This is a genomic window from Serratia sp. 1D1416 (assembly GCF_003641105.1).
GTDB lineage: Bacteria > Pseudomonadota > Gammaproteobacteria > Enterobacterales > Enterobacteriaceae > Serratia > Serratia ficaria.
In genome coordinates, this window is record NZ_CP032738.1 from 1,014,775 (window position 1) to 1,037,209 (window position 22,435).

Genomic DNA, 22,435 nt, shown 5'->3' on the forward strand with positions numbered 1-22,435 from the left:
GCGGGATCAGGTACCTCCCTGTACCTGCGGCCATGGCGCCAAGGGGGGAAACGCCAGGCCATCAATGGCAGCTTCCGGCCGCAATCCGCAGCGGCCCGTCGCGCTACCAGCGATACTTGTTGTGATCTTCCCAGGACTTCACTTCTTTCTCGGCCGCCTCTTTCTGGTAGCCATAGCGCTCCTGGATTTTGCCGACAAGCTGTTCGCGTTTCCCTTCGATAACCGCCAGATCGTCATCGGTCAGCTTGCCCCATTGTTCCTTCACTTTCCCTTTAAACTGCTTCCAGTTACCGTCGGCTTGATCTTTGTTCATAGTCTCTCCGTTAACCTGTGGTGAATCAGTTTCAGATCCTGCTGGCCGGGCGCATTACTCAGTAATTTTTATGGTTTATATGCGCTAATCAAAGGGGCGCCGCTCCCCTGCTCACGTCGCCAGCCACATGATTAAGTATAGAATCAGATAGCGACAAATAAAAATAAGCAGAATCTAAATCCATTTAAACTTCGTATAACAGTAAAAAACGCCGAAAAACAGCCTGCTAACGGGTTAAGTTCGGCAACGAAAACATGTAACCAAATATGAATTAAAACATAAATAAAATTAATGATTTTGCGTCATTCAGCATCGACTATGTCGCTGAAAACCAGCTGCCTCGCACCCGGTGGCGATGCCAGATCCAACCCAGAGAGAGGCCGCGCAGCGAGAGAAAGACCGCCAGTGCCAGCCACAGCCCATGGTTGCCCAGCAGCGGCACGCTGAACAAGGTGAGCCCATAACCTGCCGCCGCCACCGCCATGCTGTTGCGCATTTCCGCGCCGCGGGTGGCGCCGATAAACATGCCGTCCAGCAGGTAGCACCATACGCCGACCAACGGCAGCGCCACCTGCCACGGCAGATAGTGATTGGCCAACGCGCGCAGCTCCGGCAGCGAGGTCAGCGCCGCCACGATCTGCTGGCCGGCAACGGCGTAAGCCGCGCCAAAGGCCAGGGCCACCAGGCAGGCCTGACGGCAGGCGGCGCGCCATATCCTCCTCAGCTGGCGGTCGTCGCGGGCGCCGTAGGCGTGGCCCGAATGCGCCTCCACCGCGTAAGCGAAACCGTCCAGCGCATAGGCGGTAAAGGTGAGCAGGTTCATCAGCACCGCATTCACCGCCACCACTTCGCTGCCAAGGCGCGCGCCAAAAATGGTCAGAGAGGCGAAGCACAGCTGCAGCAACAGCGAGCGCAGCATAATGTCGCGGTTTAGCGCCAGCAGGCGCCGCAGGTTGCCGCGCCAGGCCTGCTGCAGCATCGGCGGTGAAATGCCGCGCAGCCGCATCACGCGCCACGACAGCCATAGCCCGAGCAGCAGCGTGGCGTATTCGGCGATGGCGGTCGCCGTCGCCGCCCCCTGCACGTTCCAGCCCAGCCCCATCACCAGCCAGATATCCAGCACGATGTTCAGCAGGTTGCCGACGATCAACAGGATCACCGGCGCGCGCACGTACTGCACGCCGAGCAGCCAGCCGAGGATCACCATATTGGCCAGCGCCGCCGGGGCGCTCAGCCAACGGATCTCAAGAAACAGCCGCGCCTGCCGCAGTACCTCGGCGTCGCCGCCGACGATCCCCAGCGCCGCATCAATCAGCGGCTGGCGCAACAGCACAATGGCCAGCCCGGCCAGCACCGCCAACAGCAGCGGCTGCATAAAGGCGCGCGCCAGCGCCTGCGGGTTCTGCGCCCCCAGCGCCTGTGCGGCCAAGCCGGTGGTGCTCATGCGCAGGAACAGCAACAGCATAAACAGGAAGCTGGTGGCCATGGCGCCGATCGCCACGCCGCCGAGATAGGTCGGGCTATCGAGATGGCCGATCACCGCGGTATCCACCAGCCCGAGCAGCGGCACGGTAATATTGGAAAAAATCATCGGCAGGGCGAGACGCCACAGGGCTTTATCGGTGTCGCTGGTGAAGGCGGAAAAGGCGGAGATCAGGCGCATGGTGAAATGTTCCCGTGGATACCCTTCATCTTACCAAGCTGCAGGCGTGTCGGCTGCGCATTGAAAGCGATTGGGCACGATATTGAATCAGAAATGACATCGCCCCAAAGCAGGGGCGATTTAAATCGGGGGACGACCGTTCGGGCGCGGCGGTTAAATCCAGTCGCCGTTGCGGATCACGCCGACCGCCAGGCCTTCGATGGTGAAATTCTGCTGACGCAGATCGACCACGATCGGTTGGAATTCGCTGTTTTCCGGCAGCAGTTCAACCACGTTGCCGTGTTTTTTCAGGCGTTTGACCGTGACTTCGTCCTCAATGCGCGCCACCACCACCTGGCCGTTGCGCACGTCCTGAGTCTTGTGCACCGCCAGCAGATCGCCGTCCAGAATGCCGATGTCGCGCATCGACATGCCGTTGACCCGCAGCAGGAAATCCGCGTTCGGTTTGAACAGCGAAGGATCCACCTTGTAGTGGCCTTCGATATGCTGTTGCGCCAGCAGCGGCTCGCCGGCGGCCACCCGGCCGATCAGCGGCAGGCCTTCTTCATCTTCCATCAGCAGGCGGATGCCGCGTGACGCGCCGGAGACGATCTCGATCACCCCTTTGCGCGCCAGCGCCTTCAGGTGTTCTTCGGCGGCATTTGGCGAGCGGAACCCCAGACGCATAGCGATCTCGGCACGCGTCGGCGGCATGCCCGTCTGCGAAATATGATCGCGAATCAGATCATAGACCTCTTGCTGTCTGGTAGTTAGTGCTTTCATTCCGCCCCCTGTTTGTTTATACAGTCTTGCTGTGAGTATATACAGGTAAGCGCGGATTGGGAACCGAAGAATGAATAAAAATCAGGGATTAGCGCCCCGCTCAAAGGAAGTGTTGCCACAGCACCGAGCCCCAGACGAACAGCGCCAGCAGGATCGCCAGCGACACCGCCGCCGACCCCATGTCCTTCGCCCGGCCGGAGAGCTCATGATGCTCGCTGCCGATGCGGTCGACCACCGCCTCGATCGCGCTGTTCAGGATCTCGACGATCATCACCAGCGCCACCGATCCGATCAACAAAATGCGCGCTATCGCACCCACATCCAGCCAGATCGCCAGTATGATGGCCAGCAGGGTCGCCACCAGCTCCTGGCGGAACGCCGCCTCGTGCTGCCAGGCGGCGGAAAGTCCTTTATAAGAATAGCCGGCGGCTTTAATAATACGGGTCAGGCCGGTTGCTTGGTTCGCCATGTTTTCGGTGCCTTTCTCAGAGGTAAGTCATAATAAAAAGAGTCTAGATCAGCCAGCGTTATCGGCTCTCGGTTTTCCAACACCACAGATCTGCTACCCGGTTTCTGGTATGCTTGCGGCGCATTGCTAACAAGAGGCTTCACGTTGTTATGTCAGGTTGGCGTAAAATTTATTATAAATTATTGAATTTACCACTCAAATTGTTGGTAAGAAGTAAGGTTATCCCTTCAGATCCGGTCACGGAATTAGGGTTGGATCCCTCACGGCCGATTTTGTATGTTTTGCCTTATAATTCCAAGGCGGATTTGCTGACGCTGCGCACTCAGTGCCTGGCGCAGGATCTGCCCGACCCCCTCAACCCGCTGGAAATTGACGGCACGGTGCTGCCGAGCCACGTGTTCATTCACGACGGCCCGCGCGTGTTCCGCTACTACACGCCGAAGGAAGAGTCGGTAAAGCTGTTCCACGACTACCTGGACCTGCACCGCAACAATCCGGATCTCGACATCCAGATGCTGCCGGTCTCGGTGATGTTTGGCCGCTCGCCGGGCCGCGAAGGGCAAGGCACGCCGCATCTGCGCCTGCTGAACGGCGTGCAGAAATTCTTCGCCGTGCTGTGGCTCGGCCGCGACAGCTTCGTGCGCTTCTCCAATACCGTCTCGCTGCGCCGCATGGCCTCCGAACACGGCACGGATAAAATCATCGCGCAGAAGCTGGCGCGCGTGGCGCGCATGCACTTCTCGCGCCAGCGCCTGGCCGCGGTCGGCCCAAGCCTGCCGGCGCGTCAGGATCTGTTCAACAAGCTGCTGGCGTCCAAGGCGATCGAAAAAGCGGTCGAGGACGAGGCGCGCAGCAAGAAGATTTCCCACGAAAAAGCCCAGCAGAACGCCATCGCGCTGATGGAAGAGATCGCCGCCGACTTCTCCTACGAGACCGTGCGCCTCTCCGACCGCGTGCTGAGCTGGACCTGGAACCGGCTGTATCAGGGCATCAACGTCACCAACGCCGAACGCGTGCGCCAGCTGGCGCAGGACGGCCACGAAATCGTCTACGTGCCCTGCCACCGCAGCCACATGGACTACCTGCTGCTGTCCTACGTGCTGTATCACCAGGGCCTGGTGCCGCCGCACATCGCGGCCGGCATCAACCTCAACTTCTGGCCGGCCGGGCCGATCTTCCGCCGCCTGGGCGCGTTCTTCATTCGCCGCACCTTCAAGGGCAACAAGCTGTACTCCACGGTATTCCGCGAGTACCTCGGCGAACTGTTCACCCGCGGCTACTCGGTGGAATACTTCGTCGAAGGCGGCCGCTCGCGCACCGGGCGCCTGCTGGAACCGAAGACCGGCACCCTGTCGATGACCATCCAGGCGATGCTGCGCGGCGGCACCCGTCCCATCACCCTGGTGCCTATCTACATCGGCTACGAGCACGTGATGGAAGTGGGCACCTACGCCAAAGAGCTGCGCGGCGCCACCAAGGAAAAAGAGAGCCTGCTGCAGATGCTGCGCGGCCTGCGCAAGCTGCGCAACCTGGGCCAGGGCTACGTCAACTTCGGCGATCCGCTGCCGCTGACCGCCTATCTGAACCAGCACGTGCCGCAGTGGCGCGAATCGATCGACCCGATCGAAGCCCAGCGCCCAAGCTGGCTGACGCCGACGGTCAACGATCTGGCGGCCAAAATCATGGTGCGCATCAACAACGCCGCCGCGGCCAACGCCATGAATCTGTGCTCCACCGCGCTGCTGGCCTCGCGCCAGCGTTCGCTGACCCGCGAGCAGCTGCTCGAACAGCTCGAGTGCTACCTGCAACTGATGCGCAACGTGCCTTACGCGCACGACGTCACGGTGCCGACCCAGACGCCGGATGAGCTGCTGGATCACGCGTTGAACATGAACAAGTTCGAGGTGGAGAAGGACAACATCGGCGATATCATCATCCTGCCGCGCGAGCAGGCGGTGCTGATGACCTATTACCGCAACAATATCCATCACCTGCTGGTGCTGCCTTCCCTGATCGCCACCATCGTGATGCACCACCGCAAGGTGTCGCGCGCCGAGCTGCTGCGGCAGATCGGTCTGATTTACCCGATGCTGAAAGCCGAGCTGTTCCTGCATAACGACAAGGAACAGCTGGAACAGGTGCTGCAGCCGCTGATCGGCGAAATGATCCGCCAACAGCTGATCTGCGGCAAAGGCGAGGATCTGGTGCTGAACCCGGCGCGCATCCGTCCGCTGCAGCTGCTGGCCGCCGGCGTGCGCGAAACCCTGCAACGCTACGCCATCACCATGTCGATCCTCAGCGCCAACCCGAGCATCAACCGCGGCGCGCTGGAGAAAGAGAGCCGCATCATGGCGCAGCGCCTGTCGGTGCTGCACGGCATCAACGCGCCGGAGTTCTTCGACAAGGCGGTGTTCTCCACCCTGGTGGCGACGCTGCGTGAAGAGGGCTACATCAACGACATCGGCGATGCCATCCGCGAGCACACCCTCGAGGTGTACAGCATGCTGAGCGATCTGATCACCCCGGAGATCAAGCTGACCATCGAGAGCGTCAGCATGCCGGCGGAAACCAATGCGCTGCCAGAGGCGACCGCAGAGGAAGAGAAAGAAGGCTGATCCGCGCGAACCGGAAATGCAAAAGGCACCCTCGGGTGCCTTTTTTATTGCTCGCGGCGCTTAAGCCGGCAAATAACTCAGCGCGATGCCGATAAACACCACCAGCCCGACGTAGTTATTGTGCAGAAACGCCCTGAAGCAGGCTTCGCGCTCGCGGGTGGCGACCTGCTTTTGCTGATGGATGAACAGCGCGCCCGCCAGCAGCAGCGACCAGTAAAACGCCCCGCCCAGCTGCGCCAGATACCCGACCCACAGCAGCAGCAGCAGGGTGGCGAACTGCAGCAACCCGACGATCAGCTTGTCGTAGCGGCCAAACAGGATGGCGGTGGATTTAACGCCGATTTTCAGGTCGTCATCGCGGTCCACCATCGCATACAGCGTGTCGTAAGCCACCGTCCAGCAAATGTTGGCCAGCAGCAGCAGCCAGCAGCTCAGCGGCAGCGCTTCGCTGACCGCGGCGTAGGCCATGGGAATGCCCCAGCCGAAGGCGGCGCCCAGCACGAACTGCGGCAGGTTGGTCACCCGCTTCATAAACGGATAAACCCACGCCAGCGCCAGCGCCGCCAGCGACAGCCAGATGGCCATGGCATTCAGCGTCAGCACCAGACCAAACGAGATCAGCACCAGCACCACGAACAGCACCTTGGCCTCTTTCTCGCTCACCCGGCCGCTCGGCATCGGCCGCCCGGCGGTGCGCTTCACGTGGCCGTCGACCGCGCGGTCGGCGTAGTCGTTCACCACGCAGCCGGCGGCGCGCATCAGGAACACGCCGAGCACGAACACCAGCAGGATCGACAGCGGCGGCACGCCCTGCCCGGCCAGCCACAGCGCCCACAGCGTCGGCCACAGTAGCAGCAGGCTGCCGATCGGCTTATCGATGCGCATCAGATGGCTGTAAGCCCGCCATTTGCTTTGAGTCACGCTTCCCTCCAAGGTCTTTCCTCTCCTCTTTAAGCGGGATCCGCCGCATACAGCGGTGAAGCCGGTAAAAACAGCTCGGTCAGCAGCAGCGGTTTGCCCGCCAGCCGCAGACGAGAACGCCGCGCCCACAGCGCATCCTGCCGGCCGATGTGAATGTAATCGCGGGTCAGTTCGCCGCTGCTGAACAGATAACGCCCCAGCGGCAGCGTGCCCAGGTCCACCAGCGCCAGGTCGGGGCCGGTCAGGGTTTCCTGCGGGATCACCGTGCGCCCCAGCAGCCAGGGCCGCTTATCGCCCAGCAGCACGATTTCGCGCAGCCAGTAACGCGGGCTTGCGGGCAGATGCTCCGCCTCTTCCCCCAGCTCGTCGCGGCTCACGAAGCATTCGCGCTGCGGTTCAACGTGCACCCGCGCGCAATGACGTTCAAAACGACGGGTCATGGAGCCTAATTCCATCAGCCAGTCGCTCACGGCGGCGGGCGGCGGCGAATGCCGATCGGATAACCACTCAAGCGGCGGCAGGATCGAATCCCTATTGCCAGACATTGCTCTACTCCACGCCTGAGGCCGCACGCTGCGTGCCGCGCCAGACGATACAAACCGTTAACAGGCCTCCATTGTAACGCAGAAATGCAAAAGCGGCAGGCTGATTCGTGGGGTCAGAATAGGGTGAACCGCGATAAAAAATGCCCGGGCTGTCATCTTTTTTGCCCGCGGTTTTCTCTACCTTCGGGAGCCGTTACGGCGGTGATTCCGTGATCCTCGGCAAAGTTTCGCCTTCGCTGCCGGTGCCGCAGCTGGTCACTGGCGGGGAATATTATGCGGATGTGGCGCTGGAGGGGGCGATGACGCGCGGCATGCCGGAGCGGCGGGTGGATAACGCCCGCCTGCTGACGCCGAGCGGCGAAACCCTGGCCCGCGGATGAAAAAAGGTGCGCCGAAGCGCACCAGTCATAGAGCCAGCATCGGCAGCGTCGGGTACTACCCCTTGCCTTTAACGCTGCTGATAAAGGTTTTACGCGCTGTGGTGGAACCCAGTTTCTCGGCCTCATTCATCAGCTTCAGCGCTTTATCGATATCCCCCGCCTTCACCGCCTGTTTGATGCCGTTATTGAAATAGCTTTCCGTGTCGTTGAGCATCGGCTCCGCCGGTTTGGCCGGCGCGGGCGCCGGAGCCGCAGCCGCCGTTGCGACAGGCGCGGTTGACCCCACCACCACCGGCGTCGCGGTCGGCGCCGGTTGCAGCATGCCGATCATCACGTTGCCGCTGCCCTGCTCGGCGGTCACTTTCAGCCTGAGCGTGCCGCCGGTGCCGTGGCTGGCGACCGGGTCCGGGATATCCGGCACCGCGTTGCCCACGCCGGCGGCATAGGCCTTGGCCGGGTTGGTCAGCTGGGTGGTTTTGGCCAAATCCTGGCGGGTGGTGTACACCAACAGGTAAATCTGCTTTTGCCCCAGCGCCGGGGTCAGCTTCAGCGTGCCCTCCAGCCGATCGGAAGACATCGCGCCCGGCGGCTGATACGGGAAGTAGCTGCTCGGGTAATAGGCCGCCGGCCGCAGGTGTTCATCCAGCACCAGTACGCTCGGCGCATAAATCGAATTATTCTTGCTGATGCTGCTCAGCGTGACTTCCAGCGATCCGCGATCGGCCGGCAGCGTATAGGCGGCGATGGCCCCCTGAATGTCGCCCTGGTTGATCTGCGGGCTGACGTTATCGAGTTTCACCTCCTGCGTGACCGGCGGTTGCAGCGGTTGCCACGGCAGACTTTGCAGCGTGGCGGCGCTGATGGCCGGCGCGACGGAGACGTTGGCCGGCGTATCGGCATAGGCCGCCAGCGGCGCACCCAGGCTCAGCGCCAGCGACAGGCAGAGCGACAGCAGATTTTTTTTCATTGTTATACCCTCTATCGGCGCCGACGCAGGTCAGGCAAGAGAGCCGGCGTCGGCGAATACATGTTGGGGAAAGCACGCGGCTCTCCCCGTCCTGTCATTACCACCAGATTTCCATCTGGGCGCCGAAGGTGACTTCATCGTCATTGCCGCGGCTGAAGGTGTGCATGCTGGTGTCGTTATAGGCGGTGCCGGTGGCGTAACCGGTATCGCTGTTGGTGGCGTAGCCCCATTTCTCGTCCCACTTGGCGTAGGTGGCGAACACGCGGATGGCCGGACGCGACCAGATGCTGTTGCCCGCCTGCCATTGTTGCGCCAGGGTCACTTTGTACTGGCCGTTGCGATCGCCGGTGCGCTGGGACTTGACGTTGTCGTAGCCGGCTTCCAGCAGGGTGCTCATGATCGGCGTCCATTTGTACATCGGCCGCACGCCCAGGGTGTACCAGGTGGTGCCGTTGTCGTTGTCGCGATCGATGTCCTGGAACATGCCGACGTACATCAGCGCCCATTTATCGTTGAAGTCGATGGCGCCGTGATCCAGCACGCGGATCATCTTGCCGTTGTTGTCGATGGTCGCGCCCTGGTTGCGGCCGTTGTTCTGCGAGGTCATGGAGTCGGTGGCGTACTGCAGCACGAACTTGTTGTAGCCGCTCAGGATGCTTTGGGTATGTTCTGCGGTGAACATCCAGCCGTCTTTGCTGGCGCCGTCGGCCAGGCTGTAACCGTCCTGCACGTTGGCGCGGCCGTAGTCCACGCCCAGCTCCAGGGTGCCGCCCGGGTTCAGCTCCAGGCCGGCCAGACGCACGTCGAAGGTGTCGTTGACGGTTGGGCGCTGATCCCACTCGTTATCCAGGTAACCGTAAGAACCGCCGGATTCGGAGTTGCGGGTCACCGCGGCGGACAGCTTGCCGAAGCCCAGATCGATGTTTTCCAGGCCGGCGCCCGGGCCGGAAATATCCCAGTAGTAGAAGTCGATCATATGGACGTCATGACGCTGATAGAAGCGCTTACCGGCCCACATGGTGGAGCCCGGCAGCCAGTCGATCAGGTTTTTACCCTGCACGTTCACTTCGCGGAAGCCCGGCGTCACGTCTTCCCAGTCGGAACGCTGCGAAACGGAGTAGGCCAGGTTGGTATCGAAGTAGAAGCTCTTGTCGCCCTCCTTCCACACTTCCTGCCCCAGTTTCAGTTCGGCGTAGGTTTCGCATTCGTTGCCGAGACGGTATTTGCTCGAGGCCCCGGTGGCCTGGAAGCACTGTTGCTCACCGCCGCTGCCGGTCCAGCCGATGCCGGAACGGGCATAGCCTTTAAAATCGACGGCCATGGCCTGGGTGGTCAGCACACCGGCGGCGATTGCCAGTGCCAGAGGAAGTTTGCGCAGAGTAGTCATCATTATTCTCCTGTTATACAGACTGTGATGCTTTAAACGCCCGGCTCCTGGTGCAGCCGTTTACATGCCGTACCGTCTTCACGGAACAGATGGCAGCGGTGAGGCGGCAGGCCGATGGCGAATGTTGCACCTTCTTCTACCAGCACCACGTCGTTCTGGCGGTACACCAGGTTTTGACGGATTGCCGGGATTTGGATGTGGATTTGCGTCTCGTTGCCGAGCTGCTCGACCACCTGTACATCACCGGTCAGACGAACTTCGGAAGCGTCGCCGGGCAGCAGATGCTCCGGGCGGATGCCCAAAGACAGATTGGTGCCGGGCTGAACCTCGGCGCCTTCCACCGGCAGCCACACCAGCTGGCGGTTCGGCAGTTCGACCTGCACCCGTTGTGGCTCTGCGGCGGTCACCTTGACCGGCAGGAAATTCATTTTCGGCGAGCCGATGAACCCGGCGACGAAGCGATTGGCCGGATAGTGGTACAGCTCCAGCGGCTTGCCGACCTGGGCCACGCGCCCGGCGTCAAGCACCACGATCTTGTCGGCCAGCGTCATCGCTTCGACCTGATCGTGGGTCACGTAGATCATGGTGCGCTGCAGGCGCTTGTGCAGGCGGGAGATCTCGATGCGCATCTGCACCCGCAGCGCGGCGTCGAGGTTGGACAACGGCTCGTCGAGCAGGAACACGTCCGGTTCGGCCACCAGCGTGCGGCCGATCGCCACGCGCTGACGCTGCCCGCCGGACAGCGCCTTCGGCCGCCGATCGAGCAGGTGCGCCAGCTGCAGCACCTCCGACACCTGGTTCACCCGCTGGGCGATATCGGCCTTCTTCGCGCCGGCCAATTTGAGGCCGAACGACATGTTGTCCGCCACCGACAGGTGCGGATACAGCGCGTAGGACTGGAACACCATGCCGATGCCGCGCTCGGAAGGCGGCACGTCGTTCATGCGTTTTTCGCCGATCAGCAGCTCGCCGGAGGTGATGTCCTCCAGCCCGGCGATCATGCGCAGCAGCGTCGATTTGCCGCAGCCCGAGGGCCCGACAAACACCACAAACTCGCCGTCATCGATGGTCAGATTGACGTCTTTGGAAATCACAGCCTCGCCGAAGGCCTTATAAACGCCGCGCAGTGTGACGCTAGCCATGCGTTACTCCCCTGCTTTCGCAGTTAACATTTCGTGTAAAAATGGCGGACGCAAAGCCCGCCAAAACCCATTGATGACCCTCTTGCTGCGCGCCGTGCTGCCATGCCAATGGCAAGGTCGCCTCAGACGGCGCGGCCGCCTGAGTATAAGGCTGCAGGTTAATCAGCGCTTCAAGGCATTGATCCTGATGGGTAATAAGTAAGCGAACCACGCCATTTCGCTGGCTGACCGCGTTCAGTTCGCCGCGCTGGATCAGCGGTGAGCGACGCAACGCCAGCAGCGACTGGCAGTAACGCAAGGTGGAGTGGCTGTCGTGCTGCTGGCGGCTGATGGCCAGCGCGCGGTGCTCGATAGCCACCTGCTGATACCAGTCAATTTCACCGGCGGTCACCTGTTCGGGGGCCTCATGCCACGGCATGCGCGTCTGCGCGCCCCGCGGGTCCTGCAGCCCGGCGGCGTGCGGCAATCCCAGCTCCTCGCCCTGATACAGGCAGATCGGCGCCGGCAGCATCGCCAGCAGCGTCAAAAAAGCGTCGGCGGAGCGCAGATCGCCCTGCCCCCAATGGCTGACCACCCGCGGCTGATCGGCGTCGCCGGTGCTCCACAGGCTGTCCGCCAGGGTAGCGCGGCGAGCGTGCAGCACCGCCACCAGTTTTTCCACGCTGAACGGCACCACGTCCAGCGCCAGCGGGCTGCGGGCATACTGCTGCGGCGCGACGGCGTGGCGAACGTAGCTGCCGCCGTCGCAATACCACAGCGCCAACCCTTGCGCCGCCACCGCGGCGCTGGCCTCCGGCGGCAGCGCCTGCGGCAGCAGCAGGCCATCGATCGACAGCGCGTTAAGGTAGGGCAACGCCGCCAGCATGCCGTGCACGTCGCCCACGCCGTCGCCGTTTCCATCGCGGAAACTGACCGGATGGATCCGGTACAGGGTGGGCTGAGCGACGATAGGCGTTGGCGACATAAATCAGGTTCCCTGCTGCGCGTGGCGTTGAAAATCAATGTGGCCGATAGTGCGGGAGTTGCCGGAAAGGGTAATCATCCGTAACAGGATTTTTCATGGGGGAGGAGACGGGAGGATGAGAGAACGACCGCGGCGCTGAGAAGTTCCCCGCTTAAGGCAAATCTGTGATCAACCTGGCAAAAATCGTCCCCCCATTTTGTGCCTGACGCCACAGAATAGAGCGCAATGTTAACTGGATCACACTACGTCGGCATGGGGCGTAGACGGGGGGAGGATGAGAATGTGTCGCTTTGTGACCCACTATTACCGCGAAACTGCTCTCCTCGATTTATGTGCCCACAATAAAAAGGACCGGATTATGACTCGCAGCATTACCACCGCCCGCACGCTGGTGCTTTCGGCTCTGACCACCCTGGTGCTCTCTTCTTCCGCCTTCGCCAAGATCGAGGAAGGCAAACTGGTTATCTGGATCAACGGCGACAAGGGCTATAACGGCCTGGCCGAGGTCGGCAAAAAGTTCGAGAAAGACACCGGCATCAAGGTCACCATCGAGCATCCGGACAAGCTGGAAGAAAAATACCCGCAGGTGGCCGCCACCGGCGACGGCCCGGACATCATCTTCTGGGCCCATGACCGCTTCGGCGGCTATGCGCAATCCGGCTTGCTGGCCGAAATCCACCCGTCCAAGGCCTTCCAGGACAAACTGTTCCCGTTCACCTGGGACGCGGTGCGCTATGACGGCAAGCTGATCGGCTACCCGATCGCCGTTGAAGCGCTGTCGCTGATTTATAACAAGGACCTGATCAAGCAGGCGCCGAAGACCTGGGAAGAGATCCCGGCGTTGGACAAGCAGCTGCGCGCCAGCGGCAAGAGCGCCATCATGTGGAACCTGCAGGAACCCTACTTCACCTGGCCGATCATCGCCGCCGACGGCGGTTACGCCTTCAAGTATGAGAACGGCAAGTACAACATCAAGGACGTCGGCGTGGCCAATGCCGGCTCGCAGGCCGGCCTGCAGTTCATCGTCGATCTGGTGAAGAACAAGCACGTCAACGCCGACACCGATTACTCGATCGCCGAAGCGGCGTTCAACAAGGGCCAGACCGCCATGACCATCAACGGTCCCTGGGCCTGGAGCAACATCGAGCAAAGCAAGATCAACTACGGCGTGACCCTGCTGCCGACCTTTAAAGGCAAGCCGTCCAAACCCTTCGTCGGCGTGCTGACCGCCGGCATCAACGCCGCCAGCCCGAACAAGGAGCTGGCGACCGAATTCCTGGAAAACTATCTGCTGACCAACGAAGGCCTGGCGGACGTCAACAAAGACAAACCGTTGGGCGCCGTGGCGCTGAAGTCCTACCAGGAGGTGCTGGCGAAAGATCCGAAGATCGCCGCCACCATGCAGAACTCGCAAAACGGCGAAATCATGCCGAACATTCCGCAGATGAGCGCCTTCTGGTACGCCGAACGCAGTGCGGTGATCAACGCCGTCAGCGGCCGCCAGACGGTGAAAGCCGCGCTGGATGACGTGCAGACCCGCATCACCAAGTAACGACGCCGTGCGGGGCGCCACGGTGCCCCGCTGTCGCTCCACAGAAAGGAACGCCCTATGCAATTAGCTCACGCCGGCTCGGCTGCGCGAAAAAAGTCGAAGTGGTGGCAGAGTGAGGGGTTGAAATGGCTGGTTATCGGCCTGTTAAGCCTGATCACCTGCTATCTGATTGTGTTGATGTATGCACAGGGTGAATATCTGTTCGCCATCATGACGCTGATCCTGGTCAGCGCCGGGCTGTACGTCTTCGCCAACCGCCGCGCCTACGCCTGGCGCTATGTGTATCCGGGCGTCGCCGGCATGGGGCTGTTTGTCCTGTTCCCGCTGATTTGCACCATCGCCATCGCCTTTACCAACTACAGCAGCACCAACCAGCTGACCTTCGAACGCGCGCAGTCGGTGCTGATGCAGCGCCAGTTCCAGACCGGGAAAACCTTCAGCTTCGGCCTGTATCCGGCGGACAACCAACAGTGGCGACTGCAGCTGACCCATCCGGACAGCGGCGAGCGGCTTATCTCCGAACCTTTCCGCTTCGACCCCGCGGCGCCGCAGACCCTGAAGCTGGCGGCGGAAAGCGCCGAGCCGGCGGGCGAACGCGCCACGCTGCGGGTGATCACGCAGAATCGTCAGGCGCTGAACCAACTGGTCGCCCAATTGCCCGACGGCGGCGAGCTGCGCATGAGTTCCCTGCGCCAGTTCTCCGGCACCAGCCCGCTGTATGCGCTGAACAAAGACGATGGCGCGCTGACCAATAATCAGACCCGGGTGACGTATCGGCCAAACGCCGAAATCGGCTTCTATCAGGCGGTCAACGCCGACGGCAACTGGGGGCAGGAAACCCTCAGCCCGGGCTATACCGTCACCACCGGCTGGAAAAACTTCCTGCGGGTGCTGCAGGATGAGGGCATCAAAAAACCGTTCATTTCAATCTTCATCTGGACCATCCTGTTCTCGGTGATGACCGTGATCCTCACCGTGGCGGTCGGCATGGTGCTGGCCTGCGTGGTGCAGTGGGAAGCGCTGAAAGGCAAGGCGGCGTATCGCGTGCTGTTGATCCTGCCCTATGCGGTACCGTCGTTTATTTCGATTCTGATCTTCAAGGGGTTGTTCAACCAAAGCTTCGGCGAGATCAACATGATGCTCAGCCACCTGTTCGGCATCAAACCGGCCTGGTTCAGCGATCCGATCACCGCCAAGAGCATGATTCTGATCGTCAACACCTGGCTGGGCTACCCGTACATGATGATCCTGTGCATGGGGTTGCTGAAAGCGATACCCGACGATCTGTACGAGGCTTCGGCGATGGACGGCGCCAGCCCGCTGCAGAACTTCTTCCGCATTACCTTCCCGCTGCTGATCAAGCCGTTGACGCCGCTGATGATCGCCAGCTTCGCCTTCAACTTTAACAACTTCGTGCTGATCCAGCTGTTGACCAACGGCGGCCCGGACATGATCGGCACCACCACGCCGGCCGGCTCTACCGACCTGCTGGTCAGCTACACCTACCGCATCGCCTTCGAAGGCGGCGGCGGGCAAGACTTCGGCCTGGCGGCCGCCATCGCCACGCTGATTTTCCTGCTGGTGGGCGCGCTGGCGATTCTGAATCTGAAAGCCAGCAAGATGAACTTTGATTAGGGAGAATAATAATGGCCATGGTTCAACCCAAATCCCAGCGCCTGCGCCTGTGGATCACCCATATTCTGATGCTGAGCTTTATCGCCCTGATCATGTTCCCGCTGCTGATGGTGGTGGCCATCTCGCTGCGCTCCGGCAACTTCGCCACCGGCAGCCTGATACCCGAGCAGATTTCCTGGGATCACTGGCGGCTGGCGCTCGGCCTCAGCGTTACCCACGCCGACGGCAGCGTGACGCCGCCGCCGTTCCCGGTGCTGCTGTGGCTGTGGAACTCGATCAAGATCGCGGTGATCACCGCCATCGGCATCGTCACCCTGTCCACCACCTGCGCCTACGCCTTTGCCCGCATGCGCTTTCGCGGCAAAAGCACGCTGCTGAAAAGCATGCTGATTTTCCAGATGTTCCCGGCGGTGCTGTCGCTGGTGGCGCTGTACGCCCTGTTCGATCGGCTGGGCCAGTACCTGCCGTTTATCGGCCTGAACACCCACGGCGGGGTGATCTTCGCCTACATGGGCGGCATTGCGCTGCACGTCTGGACCATCAAAGGCTACTTCGAGACCATCGATAATTCGCTGGAGGAAGCGGCGGCGCTGGATGGCGCCAGCCCCTGGCAGGCCTTCCGCCTGGTGCTGCTGCCGCTGTCGGTGCCGATTCTGGCGGTGGTGTTCATTCTGTCGTTTATCGCCGCCATCACCGAAGTGCCGGTGGCCTCGCTGCTGCTGCGCGACGTGAACAGCTACACGCTGGCGGTCGGCATGCAGCAATATCTCAATCCGCAGAACTATCTGTGGGGCGACTTCGCCGCCGCGGCGGTGCTGTCGGCCATCCCGATTACCGCCGTGTTCCTGCTGGCGCAGCGCTGGCTGGTGGGCGGCCTGACGGCCGGCGGGGTGAAAGGCTAAATTTGTGCCACTGCAATGCGCTTGATGTACTTGCCTGTGTCTTCGGCGGCCCCAGGGGCCGCCATTTTTATGGCATCCAACCACGCAGATAACGGGCAGTTACTCGCGCTTTAGTCGGTCGGTGTTGGCCAGGTAGAGCGTCACCACCAGCAACAATATCGCGCCGGCATAAATTAAGGTATCAAAGGGATTTTTATGATCCACTATGATCAAACGAATAATCGCGGTAATGCCGATATAAATGAAATAGCGCAGCGGGAAATGATAACCCGACTCAAAATACTTTACGATCAAGGCGATAAACTCGAAGTACAGGAAGTAAATCACGATGCCTTCAATCAGCAGGTAGGAGGATGACTCCTCGCTGTTGACAAATAATACTTTCGCCAGGTGAATGGTTTCCTTAACCAGAAAAATCACCAGGATAGCCGCCAACAGCAGCAGGCCAACGTTCAGCACCCGCTGCAGTCCCTTTGCAATCATTATCGAACGCGATGTTTTCGCCATAAAACCCCCTCATAAATAGCGCTGAAATTACCCATAAATCCTGGCATAGGCATTATCTTAAAATTTGCCCGCCCTGCGGAAGCACTTTAAACCTAATTCAATTCAACTGGTTACATTAAGATATTTCTGGTGGATATATTTGTAGCAAATTGAAATGTCAACTATGATGGGACATAGATCTTTACATAAAACCAATAACCTCGAATTAACAAGGGAATTCTTTATGCGCGCTAAACTTAACGGACTGGTCGCGGCGGGCCTGTTTACCTGTGCATTAACCGGCCATGCCGCCGGTCTGGTGACCCCTGACAACGATCTGCGCAACGATCTCGCGTGGCTGTCCGACCGCGGCGTGATTAACGTCAGCCTGTCCACCTGGCCGCTGAGCCAGGAAGAAATCAGCTCGGTCATCGCCCAGGCCAAACCGGTGACCAATACCGAAAAGAACGTCATCGATCGCGTGCAACGCCGCGTTGATGCGTTAAAAGCCAATATCCGCGTCAGCGGTTACGCTTCCACCGACAAGCCCGGCACTCCGCAGGGTTTCGGTCAGAATGAATACGCCGACGATCGCCTGACCATCGGCGCCGGCGCCAACGGCGAATTCTGGGACGTGCGTCTGCAGGGGTCGGTCGAAGGCGATCAGCGCGTCAGCGACGGCTCCAAATTCAATATGCAGGGTTCCTACGGTGCGGTGAAGATCTGGAACCAGTGGCTGTCCTTCGGTGAAGTTTCCCAATGGTGGGGCCCTGGCTATGACGGCAGCCTGATCCGCTCCGACGCCGCGCGCCCGGTCACCGGCTTCCTGCTGCAGCGCGCCGACCAGTCGCCGTTCGAAACGCCATGGCTGTCGTGGATTGGCCGCTGGCAGTACCAGCTGACCGCCGGCCAGCTGTCGCAATATACCGCAGTACCTCACACCAAACTGATCGGCGGCCGCTTTACCATGATGCCGACCGACTTCCTCGAACTGGGCGCCTCGCGCATCATGCAATGGGGCGGTGAAGGCCGTCCGCAATCCTGGAGTTCTTTCTGGGATGCGGCAACCGGTAAAGACAACGATGATTCCGGCCAGGGCAACGATCCGGGCAACCAGCTCGCCGGCTTCGATTTCAAGCTGAAAATGCAGCCGCTGATCGGCATGCCGGTCAGCCTGTACGGCCAGTTGGTGGGTGAAGACGAAGCCGGTATGCTGCCGTCGAAAAACACCTATCTTCTGGGCCTGGAAGGTCACCCGGAGTGGGGTTCATCCACCATTAACTGGTCGATTGAAGGGGCGGACACCCGCGCCGACCGTAACCGCAAAAATTACGTGTATAACCACTACACCTATAAGGGTGGTTACTACCAGCAGGGTTACCCGCTGGGCCACGCCATGGGCGGCGACGGCCAGATGTTGTCCGGCCGCGTAGAGCTGGTGCTGGATGACAGCCAGCGCTGGAGCACCCGTCTGGTGTACGCCAAGGTGAACCCGGTCAATCAGTCCATCAACCAGGCGTTCCCGAAATCCGACACGCTGAAAGGCGTTCAGCTCGGCTGGGGCTACACCTTCCCTTCCGCGGTCAAATTCGATACCAGCCTGTGGTACACCAACAGCGACGCCAGCACGGCGGACGACGTGGGCGCCGGCGTCAGCTTCGAAGTGCCGATCGATCTGTAAAATCTGCAGAGCTAAAAAAACCCGCCGCGGCGGGTTTTTTATTGGCTTCAATTCAGGCGGCGATTAGCGCCATTCCTTGAAGCGGTTGATCAGCGCATTGGTTGAGCTGTCGTGGCTGCTGACTTTCTCGCCGCCCGCCAGCTCGGGCAGGATGCGGTTGGCCAGCTGTTTGCCCAGCTCCACGCCCCACTGGTCGAAGGTGAAGATGTTCAGGATTGCGCCCTGGGTAAAGATTTTGTGCTCGTACAGCGCGATCAGGCTGCCCAGGCTGAACGGGGTGATTTCACGCAGCAGGATGGAGTTGGTCGGGCGGTTGCCTTCGAACACCTTGAACGGCGCCACGTGCTTGACCTCTTCCGGCGTCTTGCCCTGCGCGGCGAATTCGGCCTCCACCACCTCCAGCGATTTACCGAACGCCAGCGCTTCGGTTTGCGCGAAGAAGTTCGACAGCAGCTTGGCGTGATGGTCGCTCAGCGGATTATGGCTGACCGCCGGGGCGATAAAGTCGCAGGGAACCAGCTTGGTGCCCTGGTGAATCAGCTGATAGAACGCGTGCTGGCCGTTGGTGCCCGGTTCGCCCCAGATGATGGGGCCGGTCTGGTAATCGACCGGGTTGCCGTTGCGATCGACGTATTTGCCGTTGGATTCCATGTTGCCCTGCTGGAAGTAAGCGGCAAAGCGGTGCAGGTACTGATCGTAAGGCAGGATGGCTTCGGTTTCGGCGCCGAAGAAGTTGTTGTACCAGATGCCGATCAACGCCAGCAGCACCGGCAGGTTTTTCTCCGCCGGGGTGTTCGCGAAGTGCTGATCCATCGCATGCGCGCCGCTCAGCAGCCGTTCGAAATTGTCGTAGCCCACGGACAGCGCGATCGACAGGCCGATCGCCGACCACAGGGAGTAACGGCCGCCAACCCAGTCCCAGAACTCGAACATGTTGTCGGTATCGATGCCGAACTCGGCCACCGCCTTGCCGTTGGTCGACAGCGCGGCGAAGTGTTTCGCCACGTGCTGCGGGTCGGCGGCGCTGTTCAGGAACCAGTCGCGCGCGCTGTGGGCGTTGGTCATGGTTTCCTGGGTGGTGAAGGTCTTGGACGCCACCAGGAACAGCGTGGTTTCCGGGTTCAGCGGTTTCAGCGTCTCGGCGATATGGGTGCCGTCGACGTTGGAGACGAAATGCATGTTCAGGTGGTTTTTATACGGGCGCAGCGCTTCGGTGACCATATAAGGGCCGAGGTCCGAACCGCCGATGCCGATGTTCACCACGTCGGTGATTGGCTTGCCGGTGTAGCCTTTCCAATCGCCGCCGATCACCCGGCCGCAGAACTGTTTGATTTTTGCCAGCACCGCGTTCACTTCCGGCATCACGTCTTTGCCGTCGACGACGATCGGGCTGTTGCTGCGGTTGCGCAGGGCAACGTGCAGCACCGCGCGGTCTTCGGTGCGGTTGATTTTCTCGCCGGCGAACATCGACTTGATCGCGCCTTGCAGATCGGTCTCTTTCGCCAGCGCCTGCAGTTTTTCCAGGGTTTCTTCAGTGATGCGGTTTTTGGAGTAATCCACCAGCATCTGGTCGTCGAAGGTGGCGGAAAACTTGGTGAAACGCTCACTGTCCTGCGCAAACAGATCGGCGATGCGGACGTCTTTCATCTGTGCAAAATGTTGCTGCAGGGCTTGCCAAGCAGCGGTTTGACTAGGATTGATATTTTTCATAGCAACACTCTTAGGCTTGAGAATAAAGGTGACGTGGTTGTCCGATTGTAGCCTGTTCGACTGTGATTATGATCTCTTTTCTTGCGATAGGCGCTAACTGTCAACGCGTGCCGCATCGTTTCAGCTTTTCCCCTATACTTTTGGCTGACAGCCTGTTATCAGGGCTGCAGAATTGTCACTGGAATGTGCCATTTTGTCGTTCATACCGTATTTGAAAGGGATCTCCTCTATGGAATTATCTGCCCCGTTAATGTTGGTGGTCATCGGCCTCAGTTCGCTGCTGGCGCAGTGGCTGGCCTGGCTGCTGCGGCTGCCGGCCATTTTGCCGCTGCTGCTGTTCGGCATCGTGCTCGGGCCGGCGGCGCACCTGGTGCAGCCGGACCTGCTGTTCGGCGATCTGCTGTTTCCGCTGGTGTCGCTGTCGGTGGCGATCATTCTGTTTGAGGGCGCGCTGACGCTGCGGGTCGAGGAAATACGCGGCCTCGGCGGCGTGGTGCGCAACCTGGTGAGCATCGGCATGCTGGTGACCTTTCTGGTCATCAGCGTCGCCAGTTGGTGGCTGCTGGATTTCCCGCCGGAGCTGGCGGCGCTGATCGGCGCGGTGACGGTGGTGACCGGGCCCACGGTGATCGCCCCGCTGATGCGCGTGGTGCGGCCAAACGCCAACATCAACCAGGTGCTGCGCTGGGAAGAGATCGTCATTGACCCGGTCGGCGCCATCTTCACCCTGCTGGTGTTCGAATTTATCGTGCTCAAACAGAATGCGGAATCCTATACCCACCTGTTCTGGACGCTGGGCACCACCGCCGCCGTCGGCCTGATCGCCGGCGCGCTGTTCGGTTATCTGCTGGGGCTGGCGCTGCGCCGCGTCTGGCTGCCGCGCTATCTGCAAAACCTGGCGGTATTGGCGATCATGCTGACCGCCTTCGGCGTCTCCAACGCCATCGCCGATGAATCCGGCCTGCTGACCGTCACGGTGATGGGCATCTGGCTGGCCAACATGCGCGACGTGGACACCAGCGATATTCTGGCGTTCAAGGAAGAGCTGTCGGCGATCCTCATTTCGGCGCTGTTTATCATTTTGGCGGCGCGGCTGGACATCAACGCGCTGTGGCACATGGGCTGGCCGCTGCTGGGGCTGTTGCTGGCGGTGCAGTTTATCGCCCGTCCGCTGTGCATCGCGGTGTCGACCTGGCGCTCCTCCCTGCACTGGCGCGATCGGCTGCTGCTGTGCTGGATCGCGCCGCGCGGCATCGTCGCCGCCGCGGTCAGTTCGCTGTTCGCGCTGACGCTGCAGCGCAGCGGCTATCAGGGCGCCGACCGGCTGGTGACGGTGGTGTTCGCCATCATCATCGGCACCGTGGTGCTGCAGAGCCTGACCAGCGGCATGATGGCCCGCTGGCTGCGGGTGCAGCAGCAAAAGCCGCGCGGCGTGCTGATCGTCGGCGCCAACGGCGTGGCGCGCATGCTGGCGCAGGCGCTGATGAAAATGAATATCCCGGTGATCGTCACCGACAGCAGTTGGGAATACTACCGGCAGGCGCGCATGGAAGGCATCCCGGCCTATTACGGCCACGCCTACTCCGAACATGCCGAAAACTACCTCGACCTGAGCGACACCGCCCAGGTGCTGGCGCTGTCGCCCAACCGCCATCAGAACGCGCTGGCGGTCTATCACTTCGGGCATATTTTCGGTGAGGATCACGTGTTCGCCATCCGCTCCGGCGCGCCGTTGAAAGGCCGCGGCAACAGCGGCGAAAGCTCGCGCTTCCGCCGGCACGAGATCCTGTTCAACCAGGAGGCCACCTACGGCCGGTTGAGCAGCCTGATCGCCAAAGGCGCCGCCATCAAGGCGACCAAGCTGAACGAGAACTTTGGCTGGCTGGAATATCTGGAAAAGCATCAGGGGGTGATCCCGCTGTTCTGCCAACGCGAAGACGGTTCGCTGCAGCCGATCGGCGCCGGATCGGCGCCGGCCATGCCCTGCACGCTGATCGCATTGGTGCAAGATGAAAATCCCTCAGCGTCTGCCCGTTGACAGAAAGGCGATAACCGGCTATTCCTAACAGCCTACTTGCGCACCCGGTGCGCAAGCCAGAAGAGGCGCGTCGCCCAGGTAGAGTGTCAGAGGAGCCGTATTCCGACGACGACACAGGAGGGGGAGCGACGCCGAGGTAGGATGATGCGCGGCGATCATCGTATCGGCTACAGGGGCTGAATCCCCTGGGTTGTCACCAGAACCGCCCCGTGGGGCGGTTGGCAAGGTGGGGCGCTTCTGGGTGTACCGTAGCTTTAACCTCTACGCCTGCTCCCTGTTTACCGCTCTCCCCTTGTGCCAAGG

19 protein-coding genes and 1 riboswitch are annotated in these 22,435 nt (G+C 60.9%); of the genes, 7 read left to right on the forward strand and 12 right to left on the reverse strand.

Annotation, left to right across the window (positions count from 1 at the left end):
* Window positions 1-103: 103 nt before the first annotated feature.
* The 4 genes from D7I37_RS04895 to D7I37_RS04910 all read right to left on the reverse strand — a co-directional run bounded on the left by D7I37_RS04895 (window position 104) and on the right by D7I37_RS04910 (window position 3,207).
* On the reverse strand, window positions 104-313 hold the full coding sequence (locus D7I37_RS04895) for a CsbD family protein (protein ID WP_061799184.1): 210 nt from the start codon (window positions 311-313) through the stop codon (window positions 104-106).
* Window positions 314-629: 316 nt separating this feature from the next.
* Window positions 630-1,976 carry an MATE family efflux transporter DinF gene (gene dinF / locus D7I37_RS04900; RefSeq protein ID WP_061799185.1) on the reverse strand — a complete coding sequence of 449 codons (1,347 nt, stop codon included), beginning with the start codon at window positions 1,974-1,976 and terminating at the stop codon, window positions 630-632.
* 153 nt (window positions 1,977-2,129) lie between these two features.
* Window positions 2,130-2,738 carry a transcriptional repressor LexA gene (lexA, locus tag D7I37_RS04905; protein ID WP_061799187.1) on the reverse strand — a complete coding sequence of 203 codons (609 nt, stop codon included), beginning with the start codon at window positions 2,736-2,738 and terminating at the stop codon, window positions 2,130-2,132.
* A 100-nt stretch (window positions 2,739-2,838) separates the two neighbouring features.
* Window positions 2,839-3,207: a diacylglycerol kinase gene (locus D7I37_RS04910; protein WP_061799189.1), complete on the reverse strand. Its 369-nt coding sequence runs from the start codon at window positions 3,205-3,207 to the stop codon at window positions 2,839-2,841.
* A 149-nt stretch (window positions 3,208-3,356) separates the two neighbouring features.
* On the opposite strand from D7I37_RS04910, the gene plsB reads away from it, so the two are divergent.
* Complete coding sequence (gene plsB / locus D7I37_RS04915) at window positions 3,357-5,822, forward strand: glycerol-3-phosphate 1-O-acyltransferase PlsB (RefSeq protein WP_061799191.1); 2,466 nt, start codon at window positions 3,357-3,359, stop codon at window positions 5,820-5,822.
* A gap of 60 nt (window positions 5,823-5,882) precedes the next feature.
* On the opposite strand, the gene ubiA is transcribed toward plsB, so the two are convergent.
* The gene (gene ubiA / locus D7I37_RS04920; RefSeq protein ID WP_061799192.1) at window positions 5,883-6,755 is read right to left on the reverse strand and encodes a 4-hydroxybenzoate octaprenyltransferase; all 873 of its coding nucleotides are present in this window, start codon (window positions 6,753-6,755) and stop codon (window positions 5,883-5,885) included.
* A 17-nt stretch (window positions 6,756-6,772) separates the two neighbouring features.
* On the reverse strand, window positions 6,773-7,288 hold the full coding sequence (gene ubiC / locus D7I37_RS04925) for a chorismate lyase (RefSeq protein ID WP_129543407.1): 516 nt from the start codon (window positions 7,286-7,288) through the stop codon (window positions 6,773-6,775).
* A gap of 209 nt (window positions 7,289-7,497) precedes the next feature.
* Here ubiC and D7I37_RS04930 point away from each other — a divergent pair, with 209 nt between their 5' ends.
* Complete coding sequence (locus D7I37_RS04930) at window positions 7,498-7,668, forward strand: hypothetical protein (RefSeq protein ID WP_237648783.1); 171 nt, start codon at window positions 7,498-7,500, stop codon at window positions 7,666-7,668.
* A 55-nt stretch (window positions 7,669-7,723) separates the two neighbouring features.
* Here the strand turns inward: D7I37_RS04930 and malM are convergent, their stop codons facing one another.
* The 4 genes from malM to D7I37_RS27665 all read right to left on the reverse strand — a co-directional run bounded on the left by malM (window position 7,724) and on the right by D7I37_RS27665 (window position 12,128).
* Window positions 7,724-8,635, reverse strand: coding sequence for a maltose operon protein MalM (malM, locus tag D7I37_RS04935; protein WP_061799195.1), 912 nt, complete (start codon window positions 8,633-8,635; stop codon window positions 7,724-7,726).
* A 97-nt stretch (window positions 8,636-8,732) separates the two neighbouring features.
* Window positions 8,733-10,025, reverse strand: a complete 1,293-nt coding sequence (locus D7I37_RS04940; protein WP_145957259.1) for a maltoporin — start codon at window positions 10,023-10,025, stop codon at window positions 8,733-8,735.
* A gap of 29 nt (window positions 10,026-10,054) precedes the next feature.
* A complete protein-coding gene (gene malK, locus D7I37_RS04945) occupies window positions 10,055-11,164 on the reverse strand; it encodes a maltose/maltodextrin ABC transporter ATP-binding protein MalK (protein ID WP_061799198.1) in 1,110 nt (369 codons plus the stop codon).
* Entirely contained in the window at window positions 11,157-12,128 is a 972-nt protein-coding gene (locus tag D7I37_RS27665; RefSeq protein WP_095099504.1) for an alpha-amylase family glycosyl hydrolase, read from the reverse strand. The genes malK and D7I37_RS27665 overlap by 8 nt, the downstream gene beginning before the upstream one ends.
* Window positions 12,129-12,486: 358 nt before the next feature.
* On the opposite strand from D7I37_RS27665, the gene malE reads away from it, so the two are divergent.
* The 3 genes from malE to malG are packed head-to-tail and all read left to right on the forward strand — an operon-like array spanning window position 12,487 to window position 16,217.
* Complete coding sequence (malE, locus tag D7I37_RS04955) at window positions 12,487-13,680, forward strand: maltose/maltodextrin ABC transporter substrate-binding protein MalE (protein WP_061799201.1); 1,194 nt, start codon at window positions 12,487-12,489, stop codon at window positions 13,678-13,680.
* Between the two features lie 57 nt (window positions 13,681-13,737).
* A complete protein-coding gene (gene malF, locus D7I37_RS04960; protein WP_129543408.1) occupies window positions 13,738-15,315 on the forward strand; it encodes a maltose ABC transporter permease MalF in 1,578 nt (525 codons plus the stop codon).
* Between the two features lie 11 nt (window positions 15,316-15,326).
* Complete coding sequence (malG, locus tag D7I37_RS04965) at window positions 15,327-16,217, forward strand: maltose ABC transporter permease MalG (protein WP_061799204.1); 891 nt, start codon at window positions 15,327-15,329, stop codon at window positions 16,215-16,217.
* Between the two features lie 99 nt (window positions 16,218-16,316).
* Here malG and psiE read toward each other — a convergent pair whose 3' ends face one another.
* Window positions 16,317-16,724, reverse strand: coding sequence for a phosphate-starvation-inducible protein PsiE (gene psiE, locus D7I37_RS04970; RefSeq protein WP_061799205.1), 408 nt, complete (start codon window positions 16,722-16,724; stop codon window positions 16,317-16,319).
* A gap of 223 nt (window positions 16,725-16,947) precedes the next feature.
* Between psiE and D7I37_RS04975 the strand changes: the two genes are divergently transcribed.
* Window positions 16,948-18,384, forward strand: coding sequence for a capsule assembly Wzi family protein (locus D7I37_RS04975; RefSeq protein ID WP_061799206.1), 1,437 nt, complete (start codon window positions 16,948-16,950; stop codon window positions 18,382-18,384).
* Window positions 18,385-18,447: 63 nt separating this feature from the next.
* Here the strand turns inward: D7I37_RS04975 and pgi are convergent, their stop codons facing one another.
* Entirely contained in the window at window positions 18,448-20,094 is a 1,647-nt protein-coding gene (gene pgi, locus D7I37_RS04980) for a glucose-6-phosphate isomerase (RefSeq protein ID WP_095099511.1), read from the reverse strand.
* Between the two features lie 229 nt (window positions 20,095-20,323).
* On the opposite strand from pgi, the gene D7I37_RS04985 reads away from it, so the two are divergent.
* The gene (locus tag D7I37_RS04985; protein ID WP_129543409.1) at window positions 20,324-22,132 is read left to right on the forward strand and encodes a sodium:proton antiporter; all 1,809 of its coding nucleotides are present in this window, start codon (window positions 20,324-20,326) and stop codon (window positions 22,130-22,132) included.
* A 52-nt stretch (window positions 22,133-22,184) separates the two neighbouring features.
* Window positions 22,185-22,377, forward strand: a riboswitch (Lysine riboswitch).
* Window positions 22,378-22,435: the final 58 nt, after the last annotated feature.

Bases quoted from the DNA above. Each gene is read 5' to 3' on its own strand.
- D7I37_RS04895 (WP_061799184.1), bottom strand. From the start codon at position 313: ATGAACAAAGATCAAGCCGACGGTAACTGGAAGCAGTTTAAAGGGAAA.
- dinF (WP_061799185.1), bottom strand. From the start codon at position 1,976: ATGCGCCTGATCTCCGCCTTTTCCGCCTTCACCAGCGACACCGATAAA.
- lexA (WP_061799187.1), bottom strand. From the start codon at position 2,738: ATGAAAGCACTAACTACCAGACAGCAAGAGGTCTATGATCTGATTCGC.
- D7I37_RS04910 (WP_061799189.1), bottom strand. From the start codon at position 3,207: ATGGCGAACCAAGCAACCGGCCTGACCCGTATTATTAAAGCCGCCGGC.
- plsB (WP_061799191.1), top strand. From the start codon at position 3,357: ATGTCAGGTTGGCGTAAAATTTATTATAAATTATTGAATTTACCACTC.
- ubiC (WP_129543407.1), bottom strand. From the start codon at position 7,288: ATGTCTGGCAATAGGGATTCGATCCTGCCGCCGCTTGAGTGGTTATCC.
- malM (WP_061799195.1), bottom strand. From the start codon at position 8,635: ATGAAAAAAAATCTGCTGTCGCTCTGCCTGTCGCTGGCGCTGAGCCTG.
- D7I37_RS04940 (WP_145957259.1), bottom strand. From the start codon at position 10,025: ATGATGACTACTCTGCGCAAACTTCCTCTGGCACTGGCAATCGCCGCC.
- malK (WP_061799198.1), bottom strand. From the start codon at position 11,164: ATGGCTAGCGTCACACTGCGCGGCGTTTATAAGGCCTTCGGCGAGGCT.
- D7I37_RS27665 (WP_095099504.1), bottom strand. From the start codon at position 12,128: ATGTCGCCAACGCCTATCGTCGCTCAGCCCACCCTGTACCGGATCCAT.
- malE (WP_061799201.1), top strand. From the start codon at position 12,487: ATGACTCGCAGCATTACCACCGCCCGCACGCTGGTGCTTTCGGCTCTG.
- malF (WP_129543408.1), top strand. From the start codon at position 13,738: ATGCAATTAGCTCACGCCGGCTCGGCTGCGCGAAAAAAGTCGAAGTGG.
- malG (WP_061799204.1), top strand. From the start codon at position 15,327: ATGGCCATGGTTCAACCCAAATCCCAGCGCCTGCGCCTGTGGATCACC.
- psiE (WP_061799205.1), bottom strand. From the start codon at position 16,724: ATGGCGAAAACATCGCGTTCGATAATGATTGCAAAGGGACTGCAGCGG.
- D7I37_RS04975 (WP_061799206.1), top strand. From the start codon at position 16,948: ATGCGCGCTAAACTTAACGGACTGGTCGCGGCGGGCCTGTTTACCTGT.
- pgi (WP_095099511.1), bottom strand. From the start codon at position 20,094: ATGAAAAATATCAATCCTAGTCAAACCGCTGCTTGGCAAGCCCTGCAG.
- D7I37_RS04985 (WP_129543409.1), top strand. From the start codon at position 20,324: ATGGAATTATCTGCCCCGTTAATGTTGGTGGTCATCGGCCTCAGTTCG.